The sequence below is a fragment of the Helicobacter apodemus genome, assembly GCF_000765745.2.
Taxonomy (GTDB): Bacteria; Campylobacterota; Campylobacteria; order Campylobacterales; family Helicobacteraceae; genus Helicobacter_D; species Helicobacter_D apodemus.
The window spans coordinates 33,475-53,336 of sequence record NZ_JRPC02000016.1 but is presented as its reverse complement, the minus strand read 5'-3'; the positions used below and the strand labels follow the sequence as shown (position 1 = coordinate 53,336).

Below are 19,862 nucleotides of genomic sequence, written 5' to 3'. Positions count from 1 at the left end.
GGGTTTTATTTAGTTTCAATCAAGCTTTCTTTCATTGTATATAAGAAAGCTTTAGTGGGGTTATTGGTTGGTTAGGGTTAGTTGCTTTTACTTACTTTTATTTAGTCTTACTTACTCTTAGTTACTCTCATACATAGTAAAGATAAAGAAACCACAGATAACGCTACTATACCAATAACACAATACACCCACACAGCATAGCAAAGATAAAGATTAAAAACCTAGATACTACACTATATCCACACACTCCTTTACTTACCTATTCCTTAAGGATTGTTTAGGTTTATTTAGTTTCAATCAAGCTTTCTTTCATTGTATATAAGAAAGCTTTAGTAGGGTTATTGGTTTTATTTATTCTTTTAAAGTTTTATAATATTTATAAAAGCTATTAATAGAATTCTTTTAAAAAGAATCGTATCTTTAGTTATTCTTTATTTCTTATTGTTTGTTTGAAGTTTTCTTATTATTTATTACTTATGGGTTATTTACTGAGTTCTTTGTTTTAATCTTTTAGTGTTTAATCTTTAATGCTAACGATATTATGGGTAAGTTTAAGGGGTGAGTGGTATAATTCCAAGATTTTATAAAAGGGAAATGCAATGAAGCAAGGTGATTTTACAGAGGTTGCAAAACATTATCATAATCGTCCAGCTTATAGTGAAATGCTTTTAGAGAAGCTTATCGCTTGTGTTAATGATGAGAAAAAGCCTATAAAAGATTTAAATATTGTAGAAGTTGGGGCAGGGACGGGGAAGCTTACTCAAGTCTTAGCAGGGCTTGGTTGTAATGTTTTAGCCATAGAACCTAATGATAATATGCGACAAGAGGGAATTAAGGCTACAGAGGGTATGAATGTAAAATGGCAAAAGGGAAGTGGAGAGCAAACCGGTGTGGATTCTCATTATGCTGATTGGGTAATTATGGCAAGCTCCTTTCATTGGACAGATCCCAAAAAATCCTTGCCGGAATTTGCAAGAATACTCAAAAATACTAGCGGGGGGGGGGGCAAATATTTTACTGCTATTTGGAATCCTAGAAATATACAAGAAGATTCTATTTTTTTTGAAATTGAAAATGAGATTAAACGTATTGTCCCAGAGCTCGAACGCGTTAGTAGTGGGAGTCAAAATGTCAAAAAATGGGAAGAAATTCTTATCTCTACAGGAGATTTTAAAGATTGCTTTTTTATGGAATGCGATTATTATGAAACTATGGATAAGGAACGTTATTTAGGTGCTTGGCATTCTGTGAATGATATACAGGCTCAAGCAGGCAAAGCTAGGTGGCAAGAGATTTTAACGATGATTAGCTCTAAAATCTCTTCTTTATCGGTTATTCAAATCCCTTATAAAATTAGGGCTTGGAGTGCAAGAAAAGTTTAAAACCCTCAAAAGTAGGGTTTGATAAAGGAATATTATGAAACCCTCAACTTATATCTACCCCGCAGGAGTTACAGGAAAAGTGCTTGGTGGTATGGTAGAGTATGTTACAGGGAAAAAACCGATTTTTATTGATGATAATATAGGCACTTGCGGCATTAGGGATTATGCTAAGGTGATATTGTCTCAAGGTGCAAGTGTGGAACTTGCTTGGGATAAACGCTCGGGTTTAAATCATCAAACTATCTTTAAACTTCAAGATAAGCTTAGGGAATTATCTATCCCTTATTGTGAAGATTCTATGCTTTTTTATGCTAGAGAGAGTGTTAAGAAGCTTAAAAGCCGAATTACCCTTAAAGGTTGGAAACAAGTTTTAGGGATTGAACTTGGGGGTATGGCAGAGGATAAGCATTTGGGATTTTTAGATGATAAAATCACAGAGTTTTCTAAAGGTGGTATTAAAATTGTCTATTTTTGCGGAACCTCTGAAGCCTACCAAAGGATTCAAGAAAAAATCTTTCAAGAATCTTTAGATTCTTTAGCTATCTTTCTCCCTTGCTTTTATTTGGATTTAGTAGATTGTGTGGATGTGCTTTGTAAAGTATCTTGGACTCCTAAAAATACAAAAATTTCTACAATCATTGTAGGACATTCTTTAGCAGATTTTTCCTCTTTATCTTTAAAAGAGCAAAAAGAAAAGCTTGATTATCTCTGTATTGCTTCTCCTAGGTTTATGCCTAGCGGGGGGGGGGGGAATTTATCCCTTGTGGCTATTTGGGGTTTGATAGAATGGTGCGTGAAATAAGTAGGCAAGAAGCAAGGGTGAAAAAGGCAGTTTTATTTGCGCCTTATGATATAGCAGAGCTAGAGTTAATGATACCTTATATGCAGGCTATACAAGATTTACTTCCTAATGTTAAGGTGATTTTGCGTTCAAGAAGCTTTTGCGAAAATGTCTGGAATAGTGCTTATGTGAAGCAAATGCTTAAACCTTTAGAATCTGCTAAAAACTTTTTTATCGATGATTCTTGGCAAATTCAAGCACAGAGTTATTTGGATTCTTTTTTATTTGTCTGTGGAAAAACAACTTCTAAATATTCCTTTCCTTTCTTAAGCCTTGCCCCTAGCCTTGTTTTATTTACTAAAGAGCAAGTTTTAGATGAAAGGCTTGGAAAATGCTTGGATACCTTAAGCACAAAAGCATTTATCAAAGTAGTAAAAGCTTTTCAAAAAGAACAGCGACAATGGACAGAAAATATCGTTAGATATAGAGAGGGTAACCTTTATCACTTTGGTAAGGCTAGTGAATATTTAGCGGAGTATATTTTGCATAATTTTTTTAAAATTGATTTTAAAAAGGAGGTGGGAATATCATCAAAAGTTTAAAATCTAAAATTTACATCTAAAAATTTATTTTAAGGAGAAACTATGGAAAAAATCGTTGAACAAGTGTGGGATTATACCAAACACGCAAAATTTTATGAATTTAGACCTAATTATGCACCAAATACTATTACTATGCTCGTGAAGTTGGCGGGGGGGGGGAATACCCCTTTAAGAGTTGCTGATATTGGTGCTGGAACAGGGAATTTAAGCATTATGCTTTTAGAGAGAGGTTGTGAAGTGGTTGCCGTAGAGCCTAATGATGCGATGCGTGAAATTGGGATTGAAAGGACAAAAGGCAGTAAGATTGAATGGGTTAGGGCTACAGGGATTGATTCTACACTCTCTAGCGGTGATTTTGATTGGGTTACCTTTGGGAGTAGCTTTAATGTAATGGATAGATTAGAGGCTTTAAAGGAAGCTTATCGGTTGTTAAAGCCACAAAGTTATTTTTCTTGTATGTGGAATCATCGGGATTTGTCTGATAAGATTCAAGAGATAGCGGAAAATGTTATTTTAGAGTTTGTGCCAAATTATACAAGAGGTGTGAGGAGAGAGGAGCAAAGAAGCTTTATAGCAGAGCATAAAGAACTTTTTGATAATATTATTTATATAGAGGAAGATTTTTATTTTCATCAGAGTTTAGAGAATTATATCAATGCTTGGCGGAGTGTAAAAAATCCTTATTGGGATTTAGAAACTAAAGAGGGGCAAGAATTGTTTGGAAAAATCACTCAAAAGATGAGTGAGAAGCTACCTAAGGAATTGGATATTAAATATACGACAAGGTGCTGGAGTGCAAAAAAAGTCTAAAAATCTCTACCTTTATCCTAATGGAGAGGATACACAAGCGGCTCATTTGATGATAAAAGAGCTGCAAAAGCAACATTATATGGAACAAAGGCAAATTTTTATTGTGGATGATTCCTTAGAATCTACCTCTCTTAGTTTCTTAAAAAATAGTATTCAAGAGGGGGAGTTGTGGATTATTCATCAAGATAAAGATTTTTATAAGAAATTATTCGAGAATGCTAAAAGTTTGCCTTTAGTTAAAAATGGCATAGAATCTTTAGAGAAAGTCTTTAAAGAAGCCCTTGAGAACTTTAACTTTGAATGGGTGAAAGAAAATGTTATAAACGACCATTTTCTTTTTTTGAGTTATACGGGATATTTTTGCTTGCATTTTTGGATTTCTTTAGATGAAAAAAATGCCTTTGTGGTAGCTTTTAAAGAGCTATGCTTTAGGGCTAATGATTATTTTACGAGTTATTTTAATCTGCAATCTCCTGTTGTTGGGATACAAGTTACAACCTTTAGTGGAGGCAAACATTTAGGGGAGATTGGAGATTTTTTGCAGAGGCAAAACTTAAGGGTTATTTATGTGTATTATGATGAAGAATCTTATGTGTGTTTGCCTCCTTCTAAAAGAAGTCAATCTATTTGCTTTCCTCTACAATCTAGCTATATGGGGATATTTTTAAATATTTTTCAATTTTATGTAACCTGTCTTATGCCACTTACTGCTCCTAGCTGGGGAGGAAAGTATGTTTATGTCTCTCACGCTTATATTGACCCTATCGCCGCACTTTATCAACGCAATCGCCCTCTTGATGATTTTTGGTTTAAGAGAAAAATGGGGATTAATGGGTTTAGGATGATAACTTCTGTTTCTAATTATAAAATTTTAGAAGAGAAGTTTTTAGAATGCGGTTATGAGGAAGAGCTTGTATGTGCGGGTTATCCTAGTCTTGATAGTTATATTTTAGAATATTCTAAGATTCCTCCTATGGTTAATGCAGAGACTATTTTAATCGCTATTAATGATACGAAGAATCTTGTTTTGGTTAAAGAACTCTTAAAAGTTTTTTTAACAAATAATCAAAAAGTTATTTTACGCCCACATCCGGGTTCTAAAAAAGAGGATTATCAAGAGATTCTTAATTTCCCTAGAGGGGGGGGGTGTTCTATGATACCTCTAATCGTTTAAGTGCAGAGAAAATGGGAGAATGCCTTTGTCTTATAGGGGACTATTCAAGCTTGGTTTATACCTTTCCCTTAACAACTTTAAAACCCGCTATTTTGATTGGCTCTGACAACCAAAATGCTTATAAAGGGATTAGTTTTTATAACCCAACATTACATTTTTATGCTAGAGATGTTAAAGAATGTCTTGAGAGTATTGAGAAAATAAAAAATGAGGATAAAGACCAAAGAGCCTTAAGTATCAAAGAGTATCGCGAAAAAGAAGTTTTTAATCTAGGGTGCTCTAGTGCTTTTATTGCGGATTTTATTGCTAAGAAAATGAAAAAGTGATATTTGAAGCAATTATTAGGTTAGATGTATCTTGACTATGCAAAAGCAGGGCAAAGTTTAAAAGTTTAATGGAGTGAATATCTTTTGAATCTCTTTAGTAAGATATACTATCAACAATCTTTATCTATCTGTTTTTTAATACCCATTGAATGTAGAGGATAAGAAATCTAGTGCTTAAACTTTAAAAACTTACAAATAGGATACCCGCTTGATAAAACAATGTGTCTTATACATTAAGGATATAGAATAATATAGGTTTTATGTTGTTTTACGTAGTGTTTTGTGATACTAAAAGAAAAGCAAAGTAAAAATATCCTAAGAATAAAGGGTAAAAATCTTTTTACAAAAAGAATTAATGTTATAATATTTCATTCTATAAGATTTGTGGAGTTCAAGAATGATAAAGATTACCGAAAATAGTTTAAGGGATGGGCATCAATCTTTACTAGCAACAAGAATGCGAACAGAGGATATGGTAGAAGCAGCAAGGATTTTTGAGGAGGTGGGATTTCATAGTGTTGAAGTATGGGGTGGGGCAACCTATGATACCTGTTTAAGATACCTTAAAGAAGATCCTTTTGAACGTTTAGCGATTTTTAAGGATATTTTTAAAAAGACTCCTATCCAAATGTTGCTAAGGGGTCAAAATCTCATTGGTTACCGCCATTATGCTGATGATGTCGTTAAAGAATTTATCCAGCTCTCTGCACAAAATGGTGTAGATATTTTTAGAATCTTTGATGCGTTAAATGATATTAGGAATCTTGAAGTTTCTATAGAGGAAGTTAAAAAGCAAGGAAAACACGCACAAGGAGCGGTTTGCTATACAACTTCACCGGTGCATACTACCAAAAATTTTGTAGAGTTAGCCCAAGAGTTAGAAAAGCGGGGTTGTGATTCTATAGCTATTAAAGATATGGCGGGTTTAATAACGCCTAATGCTGCTTATGAGCTTGTTAAAGCATTAAAAGAAACCATAGGTATTCCTTTAGCCTTACATACGCATTCTACTGCAGGGTTTGCCTTTGGTTCGCATTTAATGGCTATTGAAGCAGGAGTGGATATTATTGATTTAGCTAATTCCGCTTTAGCTGAGGGGACTAGCCATCCTTGCACGCAATCTATGGTAGCAACACTTAAAAATACACAATGGGATAGCAAATTAGATTTAAGCCTTATGGAGAGGGCAGCAGAGATACTTAAACGCAATGGTAGAAAATATAAAAAGTTTGAATCTGAATACAACCAAATTGATACGCGTGTATTAGTTAATCAAATACCCGGTGGTATGATTTCTAATATGGCTAATCAATTAAGAGAACAAAATGCCTTAGATAAAATGGATGAGGTTTTAGCAGAAATTCCTAAAGTAAGGAAAGATTTTGGGTATCCTCCCCTTGTTACTCCATCTAGCCAGATTGTTGGGACTCAAGCGGTTTTAAATATTCTTAGCCAAACAAGGTATAAAACACTTACTATAGAATCTAAAAATATGATTAAAGGTTGCTATGGGAAGACTCCTGCTCCTATTGCTAAAGAATTGCTTGATAAGATAAAAGCAGAGGGGGAAGAGATTATTGATATGCGTCCAGCGGATAAAATAGCCCCAGAAATGCAAAAGGCTAAAGAAGAATCTAAGGAATTTGCCAAAAGCCCAACAGATGTTATTTCTTATGCTATTTTTGGTGGGGTCGCAAAGACTTTTTTAGAGGAACGTAATGAAAATCGTTTATCTCCAGAATCCCTTAAAACTTTTGAGGATGGGTCTCACTCTCCAATGTCTAAGGAATTTACGATTAATTTACACGGCGAATCTTATAGGGTGAAAGTTGAAGGAAGCGGTGCAAAAGATGAAAAGGTTCGCCCATTTTTTATCCGTATTAATGGGGATTTAAAAGAAGTTTTAGTGGAATCTCAAAATGAGGATTCTACAAATGATAAAAGCAATAGCGATTCACTGCCTCAAGCCAGTTTGCGGGGTCATATTATCTCTCCAATGCCCGGAAACCTAACTAAGCTTTATGTAAAAGTAGGGGATAAGATTAAAGAGGGTGATGTTTTAGCTATTGTGGAAGCTATGAAAATGGAAAATCAAGTTTTAGCAACTATTGGTGGAGAGATTAAAGAAATTTATGCCAAAGAAGGGCAACAAATTAGTGCCAATCTTGCTATTATGTTTGTTGAATAATGCAAATTTTAAGTGTTAGTGCATTAAATTTACAAATTAAGAGTTTATTAGAAGCGACTTTTTTGCAAGTGAGTGTTTGTGGAGAGGTAAGTAATTGCACTTATCATTCTAGCGGACATTTGTATTTTACTTTAAAAGATAAAGATTCTAATCTCAAATGTGTAATGTTTAGAGGAAATGTTTCTAAACTGAAATTTAAAATTACAGAGGGGAGCAGTGTTGTTCTCTTTGGTGCTATTTCGCTTTATACTCCAAGAGGGGAATACCAGCTAAATTGTATTAGTGCTATGCCAAGTGGTATTGGTGAGCTAACTTTAGCCTATGAGCAACTAAAAGAAGAATATGAAAAGAGAGGGTATTTTAAAAAACAACAACCATTCCCAAAATTCCCTAAAAAAGTAGCCTTGCTTACCTCTAAGAGCGGGGCAGTTTTACACGATATGTTGAGGGTCGCACAAAAGAGATGGGAATTAACAGAGTTTTTTTTGCTTGATACTTTAGTGCAAGGTGAAGGTGCTAAAGAAGAGATTGCTAGGAATTTAAAATATGCGGATTCTTTAGGTGTAGATTGCGTGATTTTAGCAAGGGGTGGAGGGAGTTTAGAGGATTTGTGGGCTTTTAATGAACCTTTGGTGGTTGAAGCTATTTTTCACATGAAAACGCCTGTTATTTCTGCTATAGGGCACGAACCGGATGTTGTATTGAGCGACTTTGTAGCGGATTTACGCGCTCCTACGCCATCAGCAGCGATAGAATTACTCTTGCCTGATAAGAATGAATGTTTAATGGGATTAGATTTTTTACAAAAAAGCTTAGAGGATAAACTAAAACGTATTTTAGAGCATAAAACAAGAACTTTTGATACTTTAACAATGCTTTTAGAAAAGAATCCCTTTTTTAATCAATTAGAAAATCTTTATTACCAATTCCATTATTTATCTTTGTCTCTACAACAAAAGTTAGAATCAAGATTGAAAAAATACGAATATAGCTTAAAGCCTTTTGGGGTGCATTTAACACAAAAATTAGAAGAGGCATTTTATAAAAACCAAAATTATTTAGAAACTTTGCGTTCAAGCTTAGAATCTAAAAATCCAAAGAATTATCAAAGAAAAGGCTATGTTTTTGCCCATATCCAGCAAAAACCCATTAAAAATCTCCTAGATTTAAAATTTCATTCTAATATCACTTTGGAGGATAGTTATGCACAAGTTTTAGCACAGGTGATAGAAATTCATCCTTTAGAGGATAAAGATTCTTAGAAATTCTCTTCAAACCAACCCGCAATCTCGCTCCTAATAGTATGCTTTAAAACAATTCCTGCTAGAAAATCGTCTTGTTTTGCCTTTTTTAATAAGCTTACTAATCCATTGCGGTATTTGCTAAGATAGGGATGATCAATTTGTGCCGGATCGCCTAAAAATACTATTCTAGAATCTTCAGCAATCCTTGTCCCGATAAGTTTAATAGTTGCATTAGAAGCATTTTGTGCTTCATCAAAAATAACAAATTTCTTTGCGATACTCACACCTCTGGCGTGTGCTATATCCATAACTTCAATATTATGCTTTTGGAGAAAGTATTCTGTGGCTTCTCTGCTCTCAAAGCTATTAGCATCGCCTTTGTATTCTATCCTTTTTGCTAAAGATTCCTTTTGCATTTTAGTAATCATAAAATTAATGGTGCTAAAGAGGGGATACATAAAATAACTAAGCTTTTGGTTCTCATCACCTTTTCTAAAGCCTAATTCCGCTTCTTTATCATTAGCGGTAATGGTATTCCTCATATAAATAATGCCATTGACTACCCCTCTTTTAAATAAGCTAATTCCAGCTTGTAGTGCAATAAGTGTTTTTCCACTACCCGTTGCTCCACTACAGATAGTAATTTTATTTTTTGGGTGGGTTAGGATTGTGTAAAGGAATTTCTGCTCTAAATTAATGGGTTGGATATAAAGTTTGTCCTCTTTTAAGATTTCATCAAAATTTAAGTTTTCAAAACTTCCCTCTAGCTTAATCCCATAATATTTTTTCCCTGTTAGATAAAGAGAGCTTTCTGTGTTGTCCTCCTCATCAACTTCTAATAAACTCCAATTTTTTAAGGATAGAAAATCTTGATTGTTCTGAATAGAGTAGGCAATATTTTTCTTATGTGCTCTAAGTGGGTGGAAGAAGTTAATAGAATGTGGATCGTCGATTTTATCACGGATTAAAGACTGGGAGATGAGATTATTAGAGATGGCATAAACTTTAAGTGAAATATCATTGGTGAGTAATATAAAACCATAATCTTTAGCAATCTCTAAGATTCTTGCATCATTTAAGCCATAGTCTAAATGTTGAATTTCATATCTTGGGCGATGAATAATTTGTAGGGGAATCTTTGTATCATTATAGGCAAAGTTAATGCTATGGATACTATCCTCTAAAAGAGGCTTAAAAGATGAGATATGGGACTCATCACTTAAGATGTTACGGAAAAACTCTCTTGCGAAAAACCCTGTTTGTGTGCTTAAATCTTTCTTTTTATCAAGCTCGCTTAAGGTAACATCGCAGATAAAGATAATATTTTCACCATTTTGATGGAGAAAAAAGAGATTTTCTACATCGTCTAAAATAATAGAAGTATCAATTAAATAAGTTTTACTCACTTATTGGCAACCTTCACATTCGATACTTCTATCCATTGTGGAATTTTCTGCTTCTATACTTTGGGAACGGAGATAGTAAGTAGATTTTAATCCTAATTTCCACGCAAGTGTGTAGATTTCATTGAGATATTTTCCACTAGCCTTTTCTAAGGACATAAAGATATTGGTGCTTTGCCCTTGATCAATCCATTTTTGACGCACTGCTGCTGCTTTGATAATAGCAGTTTGATCAATATTATAAGCACTTATGTAGTAATTCCAATTTTCTAAGTTTAAATTAGGTGCGACAACAGGGATAAGTCCGCTTAAATTTTCTTCAAACCATTTACGTTTGTAGATAGGTTCAATTGTTTGCGTTGTGCCAACTAAGATAGAAATAGAGCTTGTGGGGGCAATTGCCATTAAGTAACCATTGCGGATTCCTTTGGTCTTTACTTCATTGCGTAAAAAATCCCAATCATAGATAAACCCAAAGAGACCTCCTCTATCTACTAAAGACTTAGTTTCAGTATTTGCTCTATCTATAGGGAATATTCCTTGCGACCAAGAAGAACCATGGAATTCATTATAAATACCTTTGATTTGTGCTAACTCACAACTTGCTTTAATGGCATTGTAGCTAACCATTTCCATAATTTCATCAATTTTTTCTAAATGCTTCTTGCTTCCCCATTCTATTTTAGATTCTGCTAACATTTGTGCCTCACCCATTATACCAAGTCCAATAGCACGATTATCAAGGTTGGTAGCTTTAACTTTGCGATTAGGGTAGAAGTTTAAATCAATCACATTATCAAGCATCCTAATGGCTACTGGAACAACCCTCTCTATATCCTCTTTGGTATGTATTTTAGAAAGATTGATAGAGGCTAAATTACAAACAGCGGTTTTTCCATCTATAGATTCCCTTTGAGCGATGAAAACTTTTTTACCTTTAATGCTATCAAGAGAAGTGATTTTATTAGAGAGTTTTTTGGTTCCATTATCCATTAAGACTTCTTGAAATTCTGGATAATCTTCAATGCTTCCATCTTCAAATTCTACGCGAATAAAGCATTTATTAGGCTCGGTGTTTTGGAATATTTCTGTGCAGAGGTTAGAGCTTCTAATGATTCCACAATGCCCATTAGGATTTGCCCTATTAGCATTGTCTTTGAAGCACAAAAAAGGAGAGCCTACTTCAAAATAGCTAGTCAAGATTCTTTTCCATAATTCTTTAGCTTTAATGGTTTCTCTTGGGATACTCTCATCAGCTTCATATTGTTGGTAACGCATTTCAAATTCTTCCCCATATAGGTTGGTTAAATCTGAACAAATGAGTGCATCAAAGAGACTCCATAAGCCATCTTCGGCAATTCTTTTCATAAACAAATCTGGAATCCATAATGCAGGGAATAAGTCGTGTGTTCTCCTTCTTTCCTCTCCGCTATTTTTCTTAATATCTACAAAGTCAAAAATATCACTATGCCAAGGCTCTAAATACACAGAAATAGCCCCTTTTCTTGTGCCAAGTTGATCAACAGCAATAGCAATATCATTCGTGATTTTTAAAAAGGGTATAACCCCACCTGCTGCATTTTTATGCCCATCAATAAAGCTTCCTAATCCCCTAATTTTAGAGAAATCCCAGCCAATACCTCCTCCATATTTGCTTAAGAGTGCCATTTCTTTATAAGAATCAAAAATACCTTCAATATTATCAGGTGTGCTACCAATATAACAAGAGCTTAGTTGATGACGCGGTGTTCTAGCATTAGAGAGCGTGGGGGTTGCTGCCATAACTTCAAATTTAGAGAGTAAATCATAAAACTGCTCTGCCCAATAATTAGGGTCTTCTTCATTTTGTGCTAAGAACATCGCAATTCCCATAAACATATGTTGGGGTAATTCTATAGGATTACCTTGCTTGTCTTTTAGTAAGTATCTATCATAGAGGGTTTTAATCCCCAAATAAGTAAATTGTAAATCCCTTGTTTTATCAATCTTTAAATCTAATCGCTCTAAATTAAATTTTTCTTTCATTCCTTTAATAATGCGGTTTTCTTTTTCCCCTAATTCTAAGTATTCTTTGAGGCTTTTATAGCCATTAAACCGATTGACGCGGTGGTATAAATCATAAAGGAATAATCTAGCCGCTACAAAAGTCCAATTAGGGCAATCAATATCGATTTTATCAACGGCGGTTTTAATAAGTGTTTGCTGAATTTCTTGGGTTGTTATTTTATCGCGAAATTGTAATTTAGCATCAACTTCTAATTCACTTTGTGAAACCCCCTCTAATCCCATTACAGAATCTTTGGTGTATTTTTGTATTTTGGTAACATCAAGTGGTTCAACGCGTCCATTTCTTTTAATAACTGTTAGCATTTTTCCTTCCTTACTTATTTTTTCTTTTTCTTTGTGTTGGGTCTAAGACTTTTTTACGAATCCGAATATTTTTAGGTGTTACTTCTAAAATCTCATCTTCTTCAATCCACTCTAAAGCTCTTTCTAAATTTAAATCACGGGGTGGGGTGAGTTTGATGGCATCATCACTACCGCTAGCACGCATATTAGTTAAATGTTTAGCTTTTATAGGATTAACATCTAAATCATTTTCTCTGCTATGCTCCCCAATAATCATACCTATATAAACCTTTGTTTGTGGAGGGATAAACAAAACTCCTCTTTCTTGAATATTTCCTAAAGAAAAGGGTGTGGCTTCACCATTTTCCATAGAGATTAAAGCCCCATTGTTTCTTGTTTCTACACTTCCACTAAAGGGGCGAAATTCTAAGAAGCTATTATTCATAACTCCCTCACCCTTGGTATCGGTTAAAAACTCACTCCTATAACCAATCAATCCCCTAGCGGGAATTTCAAATTCTAATCGCGTATATCCCTCTCCCATTGGATTCATAGCTTTTAATTCTGCCTTCCTCCTCCCTAGTTTTTCAATAACACTGCCCGAGTAATCTTGGGGTGTATCAATCACTAAAGATTCAAAGGGCTCACATTTCTTTCCTTCTATTTCTTTGGTAATAACTTCTGGACGCGAGATACTAAATTCATAATCCTCTCTTCTTAGATTCTCTGCTAGAATAGTGATTTGTAATTCCCCTCTACCACTAACTTTAAACTTCCCTTCGCCTAATTCTTCAATTTTCATTGCGATATTGGTTTGCATTTCTTTTTCTAATCGCTCTTTGAGTTTATTAGCGGTTACATGTTTGCCCTCTAATCCTGCAAAAGGGGAATCATTAACCGCAAAATTTACACTCATTGTAGGCTCCTCTAAATGCATAGGGTCAAGCGGGATAGGGTTATTAATATCTACAATAGAATCACCTACATTAATAGAGTGAAATCCTGCTAGAGCAATAATATCTCCAGCTTGTGCCTCTTGTATTTCTGTCCTAGCAAGTCCATAAAAGCCAATGAGTTTAGTAATCTTGCCCGTGGTTTTCTCTCCATTGCCTTTAGCTAACATTACATTTTCACCCTTTTTTACCTTGCCATTAAAGATTCTAGCAATACCGATTTTTCCTACATAATTATCATAATCTAAAGTAAAGATTTGGATTTGAAGTGGATTATTAGATTCACCGCTAGGCAAAGGGACATACTCTAAAATCGCATCAAAGAGCGGTTCTAGATTCTTTTTTTCATCTTCTAAGTTTTTTATCGCATAGCCATCTCTTGCTGCTGCATAAACTACAGGAAAGTCAAGTTGCTTTTCATTGGCGTCCATAGCGGCAAAGAGATCAAAGACTTCATCAATAACCCTATCGGGTTGTGCGGCGGGTTTATCGATTTTGTTAATTACAACAATCGGGCAAAGCCCTAGCGCTAAGGCTTTTTTCACAACAAACTTTGTTTGTGGCATAACCCCCTCTTGAGCATCAACAAGCAATAAGACGCCATCAACCATTTTTAAAACTCTCTCAACCTCACCCCCAAAATCGGCGTGTCCGGGAGTATCAATGATATTGATTTTTGTGTTTTTATAATGGATCGCAGTATTTTTTGAAAGAATAGTAATACCTCTTTCTTTTTCAATATCATTACTATCCATTACACGTTCATCAATTTGCTCGTGGCTTGCAAAAGTGCCTGATTGTCTAAGGAGACCATCAACCAAAGTCGTTTTTCCGTGATCGACATGAGCAATAACTGCAATATTTCTAATCTCTTGCATAACTTTCCTTGAAAATAAAAATTGTGCGGATTTTATCGAAAATAGTCTTAGAAAAAATCTAAAAAATTAGGAATACTATTTGCTTATATTGCTGGTAAAATTTATAAATTTTAGAGGTGATCCTATGCTTTCTTTTCTTGAAATAGATAAGAGTAATGTAACCGATGTATCCAAAGATAAAAATAAAATTCCAACCCAAGAGGATTTGCAAGAAGAAGTAACCTTTTCAAAAATTTTTGATGATTTAATAGAAGATAAAGAAGCAGTTAAGAAAAAAGGTAAAAACCTAGAAAAAAAAGCAATTAATCTATTACTTAAAGAAAAGAATATTGCAGATGTAGATAAGGAAGAGATTAAAGAAGAACCAATCATAGAAACAAAAGAAGGAAGCATTGCTTTTAAAAAAGAGCATAAAAAGATTATTAAAACAACTAAAGAAACCTTAGAAATAGCAATAGAAGACAAGCCTACAAAAAAGGCGCATTCTTTAGAGACTTTAAGGTCTATTCCCCAAAATGCCAAAGAATTATTGCAAATGGCAAAAGAAACAAAATCTCCTAAGACTTTAAAAGATATTCTTCAAAAAGCCAATAATTTAAACCTTGTGGTTAAAAAAATACATTTTCAAGGGGATACACAAAAGCCTAATAAAACTATATTGCAAGAAATTCCCCAAAAGTCTCAAAGTAAGGTTACAGGATTAAAAGATAAAAAAGCATATATTCCTAATGAAGTATTAAGTAATATTTTACAAGATAAAAAAATCTTAGAAAATGGCAAAAAGATAGAAAAAAATCTCTCCTTAAAAAAAGAAAAAGACAAGTTCATCCAAGAAGTAAAAGAGGATTTTCAAGTAATAAAAGAAAACCCCAAAGGCTTAAAAAATACACATCAAGAAAAAACTATTTCTACTTTAACGCAAAAGAGAGAGAAAAAAGATTTCAAAGATTCTCAAATACCTTCTAGTCCAAAGGAGGTTATAAATGCGATTCTTTTACAAGATAAAAAAATCTTAGAAAATGGCAAAAAGATAGAAAAAAATCTCTCCTTAAAAAAAGAAAAAGACAAGTTCATCCAAGAAGTAAAAGAGGATTTTCAAGTAATAAAAGAAAACCCCAAAGGCTTAAAAAATACACATCAAGAAAAAACTATTTCTACTTTAACGCAAAAGAGAGAGAAAAAAGATTTCAAAGATTCTCAAATACTTTCTAGTCCAAAGGAGGTTATAAATGTAATTCCTAAAGATTCTAATATTATTTTAGAACAATCCTCTAAAACAGCTATTAAGCAAACAAAAGAAAATCTTAGTAAGCAAGAGAAGCCAAAAATTTCTTTTAAAGAGGAGAAAAACCCTTATTCCTCTGTTAAGAAAGAAAACAAAATTATGGATAAATCTTATGAAAAACATCATTTTGCCTTACAAGAAGAGAGGCAAAATATACAAAATATTACTAAAGAGGAAATACAGGTTAAAGAGCATTCACAACAAAGTTTTTTAGATAATCTTTTAAAAATGCAAAATTCAGCTAAAAGCTCTTTTGTATCAGAGACTAAAGAAGCAAGCCCCATACAAAAGGAGATAAAAGAAAAAAACTATCAAGAAGTTTATCAAGGTGCCATACAAAGCCAAAATATTGAACGTTTTAGTATCCAAAATACTTTTATACACTTTAGCGACAAGCTAAAAGAGGCTTTACAAAACTATCGCCCACCCGTTACTAAAATTTCCTTAGAATTAAATCCTCAAAATTTGGGGAGTGTTGAACTTACCATTACAAAAAGAGGGGATAATATTCATATTCAAATTGGTTCGAATCAGCAAGCTTTACAGCTTTTTATGCAAAATGCACAAGATTTTAAAAACCAATTAAGTAATTTAGGATTTAATGAAGTGCAAATGGACTTTAAAGATACTGCAGGAAATAGCTTAGGAGGAGGGTTTAGTGATTCAAGTAGAGGAAATTCTCAACAAAATTTTCACCAAAATTCTCAAAATCATCAAAAAAGGAATGAAAATAGCTTGTATGTTTATCAACAAGTCGATGATTCTTATAGAGAAATTTCTCATATGGATTTACGCTTTTCCTATGATGCTTAAGGAGCAAAAATGAATACAAATGTAACAGCTACAAATAATACTACTGCAACTAACACAGCAAATACAGCTACAACAAATGCAAATAATGCAAATAATGCAAATAATGCAAATAATGCAAATAATGCAAATAATGCAAATAATGCAAATAATGCAAATAATGCAAATAATGCAAATAATAATGCCACAACTAACAATACTAATAATACGACTTTTCCTGGGGATTCTCCAATCCCTAAGAATGATAAACCTACCGGAGGAAACTCTTTAAACAATGAAGCTTTTATGAAGCTTTTTTTAGAGCAGCTTAAAAATCAAGACCCAACAGCTCCTATGGAAACACAAGAGATTTTAACGCAAACTGCACAATTAACACAGGTAGAAGCACAAGAAAAGATGAAAACTGCTATGGAAAAAATGACAACTGCTATGGAGAGTATGCAAAAGACTAATGAAAAAACTATTGAAGCCCAAGAGAAACTTATCCAAACACAAGATAATATGCTTAAAACTATGCAGACTTTAGCAGGTAATATCACCGATGGAAATATTTTAAATAGTTATAGTGCAGTAGATGTGATTGGTAAAATTGCAGAAACAGGATATTCTGCCCTTACGCTATCTAATAATGATAAGGTGAAATTTTCGCTTTATTTTGATAAACCTATTGACGCTTCTAAAGGAGATCCAAAAGTTACTATTACAACTAAAGCTAAAGATAAAGATGGTAAGGATACTACACAAATTGTAAAAGAAATTAGCCTTAAAGAATATAATGGAAAAAGTGGCTATATTGAATTTGAATGGGATACAAGGGATGATGGTGGTAGTTTTGTAAGAGCTGGAGAGTATAAAATTAGTGCCGAATATAACCTTGATTCTAATACCAACAAATATTTAACTACAGAGATGGGAAGGGGAGAGGTTCAAAGTATTGTTTATGATAAAGGGGTGCCTTATATTAAGTTAGGCGATCATTTTATTATGCCAATTACTGCAGCACAATCTTTCTATCCTAAGAAATAAAAAGGATTGACTATGGTAGGAGCTCTTTATAATGGAATAAGTGGTATTAAAACGCATCAATTTGGGATTGATGTTACTTCTAATAATATTGCTAATGTTAATACAACAGGTTTTAGGGCAAATTCCCCAGAATTTAGCAGTATTTTTGCAACTAATCTTGATTATGTTAATGCAAACTCTCCTATTAATAATGATTATAACTATGGTGTAAAAGTTGGCTCTAACGCCATTAATGTTAATGATGGAAGTTATGTAAAAGCAGATGGGGCTTTTAATGTAGCCTATTCGGGAAAAGGTTGGTTTGTCGTTGGGACTAATAAGAATGGCTCTTTTGATATTAAAAGTCCTCTAAGTGCTATGGGGCAAAATTATTTCACAAGAGATGGTTCTTTTAGTCTTGATGGTGAAGGATATTTGGTAAATTCTTTAGGTTATTATATGTATGGCATTAACCTTAAAAAAATCGCAGAAGATGGAACATTTACGGCCACTAATGATATAGAAAAAGATTATGCTAGTCTTGGTGGTTCGACTTTAGAGCCAATACAAATCCCCAGGGAATTATATTATCAACCAACTTTAACGAGTGAAGTAGGTTTAGCCATTAATCTAAATCGCACCCAAAATGGTAAGCCTATTAGTATCTTGCAAGATGAAAAGGGAAATTTTGATAAGGAGAAATTCCTTAATCAAGATGTTAATACCTTGATGGATTTCAAAGGAACCCCTTTAGATGCTAAAAATCACAAAGATATTACTTTTAGCATTACCCAAAATGGAAAAACTACGAGTTATACTTTCACTTATGGTAAAGAGGGTGATAATAGTTTTACTACGATAAAAGAATTGACAGAATTAATCAAAAAAAATACCGGTTTAGATCTTGGATTAAAATTAGATGCTAATGGACTCCCAACAGATCATTCTTTGTATCTTGGTAATAATACCTTGCAAAATATTACTTTAGGGATTAGTGGTAAATTAGCTGATAAATTAGAATTAAAGGCAGTCAATCAAAAATTAGATTCTATTTTTGAAACGCGTATTAAAGAATTTGATACTGCGATTAATTATACCGATGGTGATTATGTTAAGTATAAAGGATTAATTTTTCAAAAAAATGGTAATACCCCAACTGCAGGAAATCCTCTTGATGATGTTAATGCTTGGAAGTTGGTAGATTCAAGTAGGGTAGCAGCTTATAGCAACAATAAAACCTATCAAGATGGAGACTTAGTTGCTTTTGAGGGGAAAATTTATCAAAAAGAACCCAATAATGCACAAGTTGGTAATCCTGCTGATGATACCCAATCTTGGAAAGAAATCACTGATTCTATAATAGGTGAAGTGGCTACTTATCAAGGGGGAACTACTTATGAGGAAGGTAATATTATTTCTTTAAATGGGTTACTTTATCAAAAGGTTAATGGAGCAGGGGATACAAATCCACTAGAGGATACTATAGGATGGAAGATTCTTGCTGTAAATTCTCTTAGTAGCACACGGCTGCAAGTCCCAACTTATGAGAGTAATACAGAAATTTATGATGAATCAGGGCAAAAATTTATCTTAAAAAATCAATATATCCTTATAGAGCAAAGAGACCAAAGTGTTACTCCACCAGTTAATGAACGTTGGGAGGTAAGGAGTGCGATTTATGATGTTACAGGTAAAACACTCCTTAGCGAAACTCCTATAATCAATGAGATAAGTTTTAATCCCGATGGGAGTGCGGAAGCACCAGTATTTCAAGTCCCTTTTGGCAATGGAAATATTAGTGTGGATTTAACCAAAAGTCAAGATGGCAAGACCTCAAGTAGCTTTGCTTATGCGGATTCTAGTGTTAAATCTACTACGCAAGATGGTGCCCCTGAAGGGATATTAAAAGAGATTGTCATTAATGATCAAGGGATTATATTAGCCAATTTTACTAACAACAAGATTGAGGCTTTAGGGAGATTTGGTATTGCAGCTTTTGTTAATGATCAAGGATTAAGTAAAGTAGGAGGGAATCTTTTAGAGATGAATATTCGTATTAGAAATGGAGAAGCCTCTATAGTGAGCGGACCTCCTCTTTTAGCGTGGGAAGATAAGGGGTATGCAGCTTTAAAATATGGAAGAGTCTTAGATCATATGTTAGAGACAAGTAATGTGGATACCGGGACGGCATTAACGGACTTGATTATTTATCAAAGGGGTTACCAAATGAGTGCAAAATCTATTACTACCGCAGACCAGCTTATGCAAGAAGCTATAGGGTTAAAAAGGAATTAATAGCCTTTGAAACTAGAATCTCTCTTTAGGGATTCCTTAATTTTACCTGCACCTTTAATAGGTAAATTCTAGTAATCAAGGGAGAGTGTTAAATCAATCACCAAATACCCTTAAGAAGAGGTTAATATTATAAATTGCCTTTAGGAATAGGGGATAAGTTTTTAAGACTAAGTTTTAATTCTTTTTCTAAAGAAGCTTTAATGGGGTTTTTGGAGATATTAACATAAATGACATTGCTCTATCAAAAAATGACTTATACAATTAAACTTCACTAAAATTTTATTTTAATTAAAATAAGTATGGGTGTTAATTTATCTTTGGAGTAAAGGTTGTTTAAAATAGAATTGAAAGAAATTTTTTCTTTCAATTCTATACAA

The 19,862-nt window shown here is 33.6% G+C and carries 14 protein-coding genes; 11 read left to right on the top strand and 3 right to left on the bottom strand.

The features are described from left to right. Positions 1-599 precede the first annotated feature (599 nt). The 8 genes from LS72_RS06975 (at position 600) to xseA (ending at position 8,525) form a co-directional block, all read left to right on the top strand. Entirely contained in the window at positions 600-1,382 is a 783-nt protein-coding gene (locus LS72_RS06975; protein WP_034555350.1) for a class I SAM-dependent methyltransferase, read from the top strand. A 34-nt stretch (positions 1,383-1,416) separates the two neighbouring features. Continuing rightward, positions 1,417-2,184 (top strand): hypothetical protein, encoded by a 768-nt coding sequence (locus LS72_RS06970; protein ID WP_138155221.1) that lies wholly within the window; start codon positions 1,417-1,419, stop codon positions 2,182-2,184. Then, positions 2,169-2,765: a hypothetical protein gene (locus tag LS72_RS06965; protein WP_138155220.1), complete on the top strand. Its 597-nt coding sequence runs from the start codon at positions 2,169-2,171 to the stop codon at positions 2,763-2,765. The genes LS72_RS06970 and LS72_RS06965 overlap by 16 nt, the downstream gene beginning before the upstream one ends. 42 nt (positions 2,766-2,807) lie before the next feature. Beyond that, a complete protein-coding gene (locus LS72_RS06960; RefSeq protein WP_034554720.1) occupies positions 2,808-3,575 on the top strand; it encodes a class I SAM-dependent methyltransferase in 768 nt (255 codons plus the stop codon). Beyond that, positions 3,559-4,749: a hypothetical protein gene (locus LS72_RS06955; protein ID WP_034554721.1), complete on the top strand. Its 1,191-nt coding sequence runs from the start codon at positions 3,559-3,561 to the stop codon at positions 4,747-4,749. Before LS72_RS06960 ends, LS72_RS06955 begins: the two co-directional genes overlap by 17 nt. Then, positions 4,722-5,075, top strand: coding sequence for a hypothetical protein (locus tag LS72_RS06950; protein WP_034554722.1), 354 nt, complete (start codon positions 4,722-4,724; stop codon positions 5,073-5,075). Before LS72_RS06955 ends, LS72_RS06950 begins: the two co-directional genes overlap by 28 nt. Positions 5,076-5,472: 397 nt before the next feature. After that, a complete protein-coding gene (locus LS72_RS06945) occupies positions 5,473-7,263 on the top strand; it encodes a pyruvate/oxaloacetate carboxyltransferase (RefSeq protein ID WP_034554724.1) in 1,791 nt (596 codons plus the stop codon). Then, positions 7,263-8,525 (top strand): exodeoxyribonuclease VII large subunit, encoded by a 1,263-nt coding sequence (gene xseA / locus LS72_RS06940; RefSeq protein WP_034554725.1) that lies wholly within the window; start codon positions 7,263-7,265, stop codon positions 8,523-8,525. Before LS72_RS06945 ends, xseA begins: the two co-directional genes overlap by 1 nt. On the opposite strand, the gene LS72_RS06935 is transcribed toward xseA, so the two are convergent. Genes LS72_RS06935 through typA form a run of 3 tightly spaced genes read right to left on the bottom strand, consistent with a single transcriptional unit; the run spans position 8,522 to position 14,090 of the window. Next, positions 8,522-9,913: a PhoH family protein gene (locus LS72_RS06935; protein WP_138155219.1), complete on the bottom strand. Its 1,392-nt coding sequence runs from the start codon at positions 9,911-9,913 to the stop codon at positions 8,522-8,524. The genes xseA and LS72_RS06935 overlap by 4 nt on opposite strands. After that, positions 9,914-12,280, bottom strand: coding sequence for a ribonucleoside-diphosphate reductase subunit alpha (locus tag LS72_RS06930; RefSeq protein ID WP_034554855.1), 2,367 nt, complete (start codon positions 12,278-12,280; stop codon positions 9,914-9,916). A gap of 10 nt (positions 12,281-12,290) precedes the next feature. Continuing rightward, the gene (gene typA / locus LS72_RS06925) at positions 12,291-14,090 is read right to left on the bottom strand and encodes a translational GTPase TypA (RefSeq protein WP_034554856.1); all 1,800 of its coding nucleotides are present in this window, start codon (positions 14,088-14,090) and stop codon (positions 12,291-12,293) included. 124 nt (positions 14,091-14,214) lie between these two features. Between typA and fliK the strand changes: the two genes are divergently transcribed. Genes fliK through LS72_RS06910 form a run of 3 tightly spaced genes read left to right on the top strand, consistent with a single transcriptional unit; the run spans position 14,215 to position 19,485 of the window. Continuing rightward, the gene (gene fliK / locus LS72_RS06920; RefSeq protein WP_138155218.1) at positions 14,215-16,188 is read left to right on the top strand and encodes a flagellar hook-length control protein FliK; all 1,974 of its coding nucleotides are present in this window, start codon (positions 14,215-14,217) and stop codon (positions 16,186-16,188) included. Between the two features lie 9 nt (positions 16,189-16,197). After that, on the top strand, positions 16,198-17,211 hold the full coding sequence (gene flgD / locus LS72_RS06915; protein WP_138155217.1) for a flagellar hook assembly protein FlgD: 1,014 nt from the start codon (positions 16,198-16,200) through the stop codon (positions 17,209-17,211). A 12-nt stretch (positions 17,212-17,223) separates the two neighbouring features. Beyond that, on the top strand, positions 17,224-19,485 hold the full coding sequence (locus LS72_RS06910; RefSeq protein WP_138155216.1) for a flagellar hook-basal body complex protein: 2,262 nt from the start codon (positions 17,224-17,226) through the stop codon (positions 19,483-19,485). Positions 19,486-19,862: the final 377 nt, after the last annotated feature.

Coding starts and splice junctions, on each gene's coding strand:
- LS72_RS06975 (WP_034555350.1), top strand. CDS start 600: ATGAAGCAAGGTGATTTTACAGAGGTTGCAAAACATTATCATAATCGT.
- LS72_RS06970 (WP_138155221.1), top strand. CDS start 1,417: ATGAAACCCTCAACTTATATCTACCCCGCAGGAGTTACAGGAAAAGTG.
- LS72_RS06965 (WP_138155220.1), top strand. CDS start 2,169: ATGGTGCGTGAAATAAGTAGGCAAGAAGCAAGGGTGAAAAAGGCAGTT.
- LS72_RS06960 (WP_034554720.1), top strand. CDS start 2,808: ATGGAAAAAATCGTTGAACAAGTGTGGGATTATACCAAACACGCAAAA.
- LS72_RS06945 (WP_034554724.1), top strand. CDS start 5,473: ATGATAAAGATTACCGAAAATAGTTTAAGGGATGGGCATCAATCTTTA.
- xseA (WP_034554725.1), top strand. CDS start 7,263: ATGCAAATTTTAAGTGTTAGTGCATTAAATTTACAAATTAAGAGTTTA.
- LS72_RS06930 (WP_034554855.1), bottom strand. CDS start 12,280: ATGCTAACAGTTATTAAAAGAAATGGACGCGTTGAACCACTTGATGTT.
- typA (WP_034554856.1), bottom strand. CDS start 14,090: ATGCAAGAGATTAGAAATATTGCAGTTATTGCTCATGTCGATCACGGA.
- fliK (WP_138155218.1), top strand. CDS start 14,215: ATGCTTTCTTTTCTTGAAATAGATAAGAGTAATGTAACCGATGTATCC.
- flgD (WP_138155217.1), top strand. CDS start 16,198: ATGAATACAAATGTAACAGCTACAAATAATACTACTGCAACTAACACA.
- LS72_RS06910 (WP_138155216.1), top strand. CDS start 17,224: ATGGTAGGAGCTCTTTATAATGGAATAAGTGGTATTAAAACGCATCAA.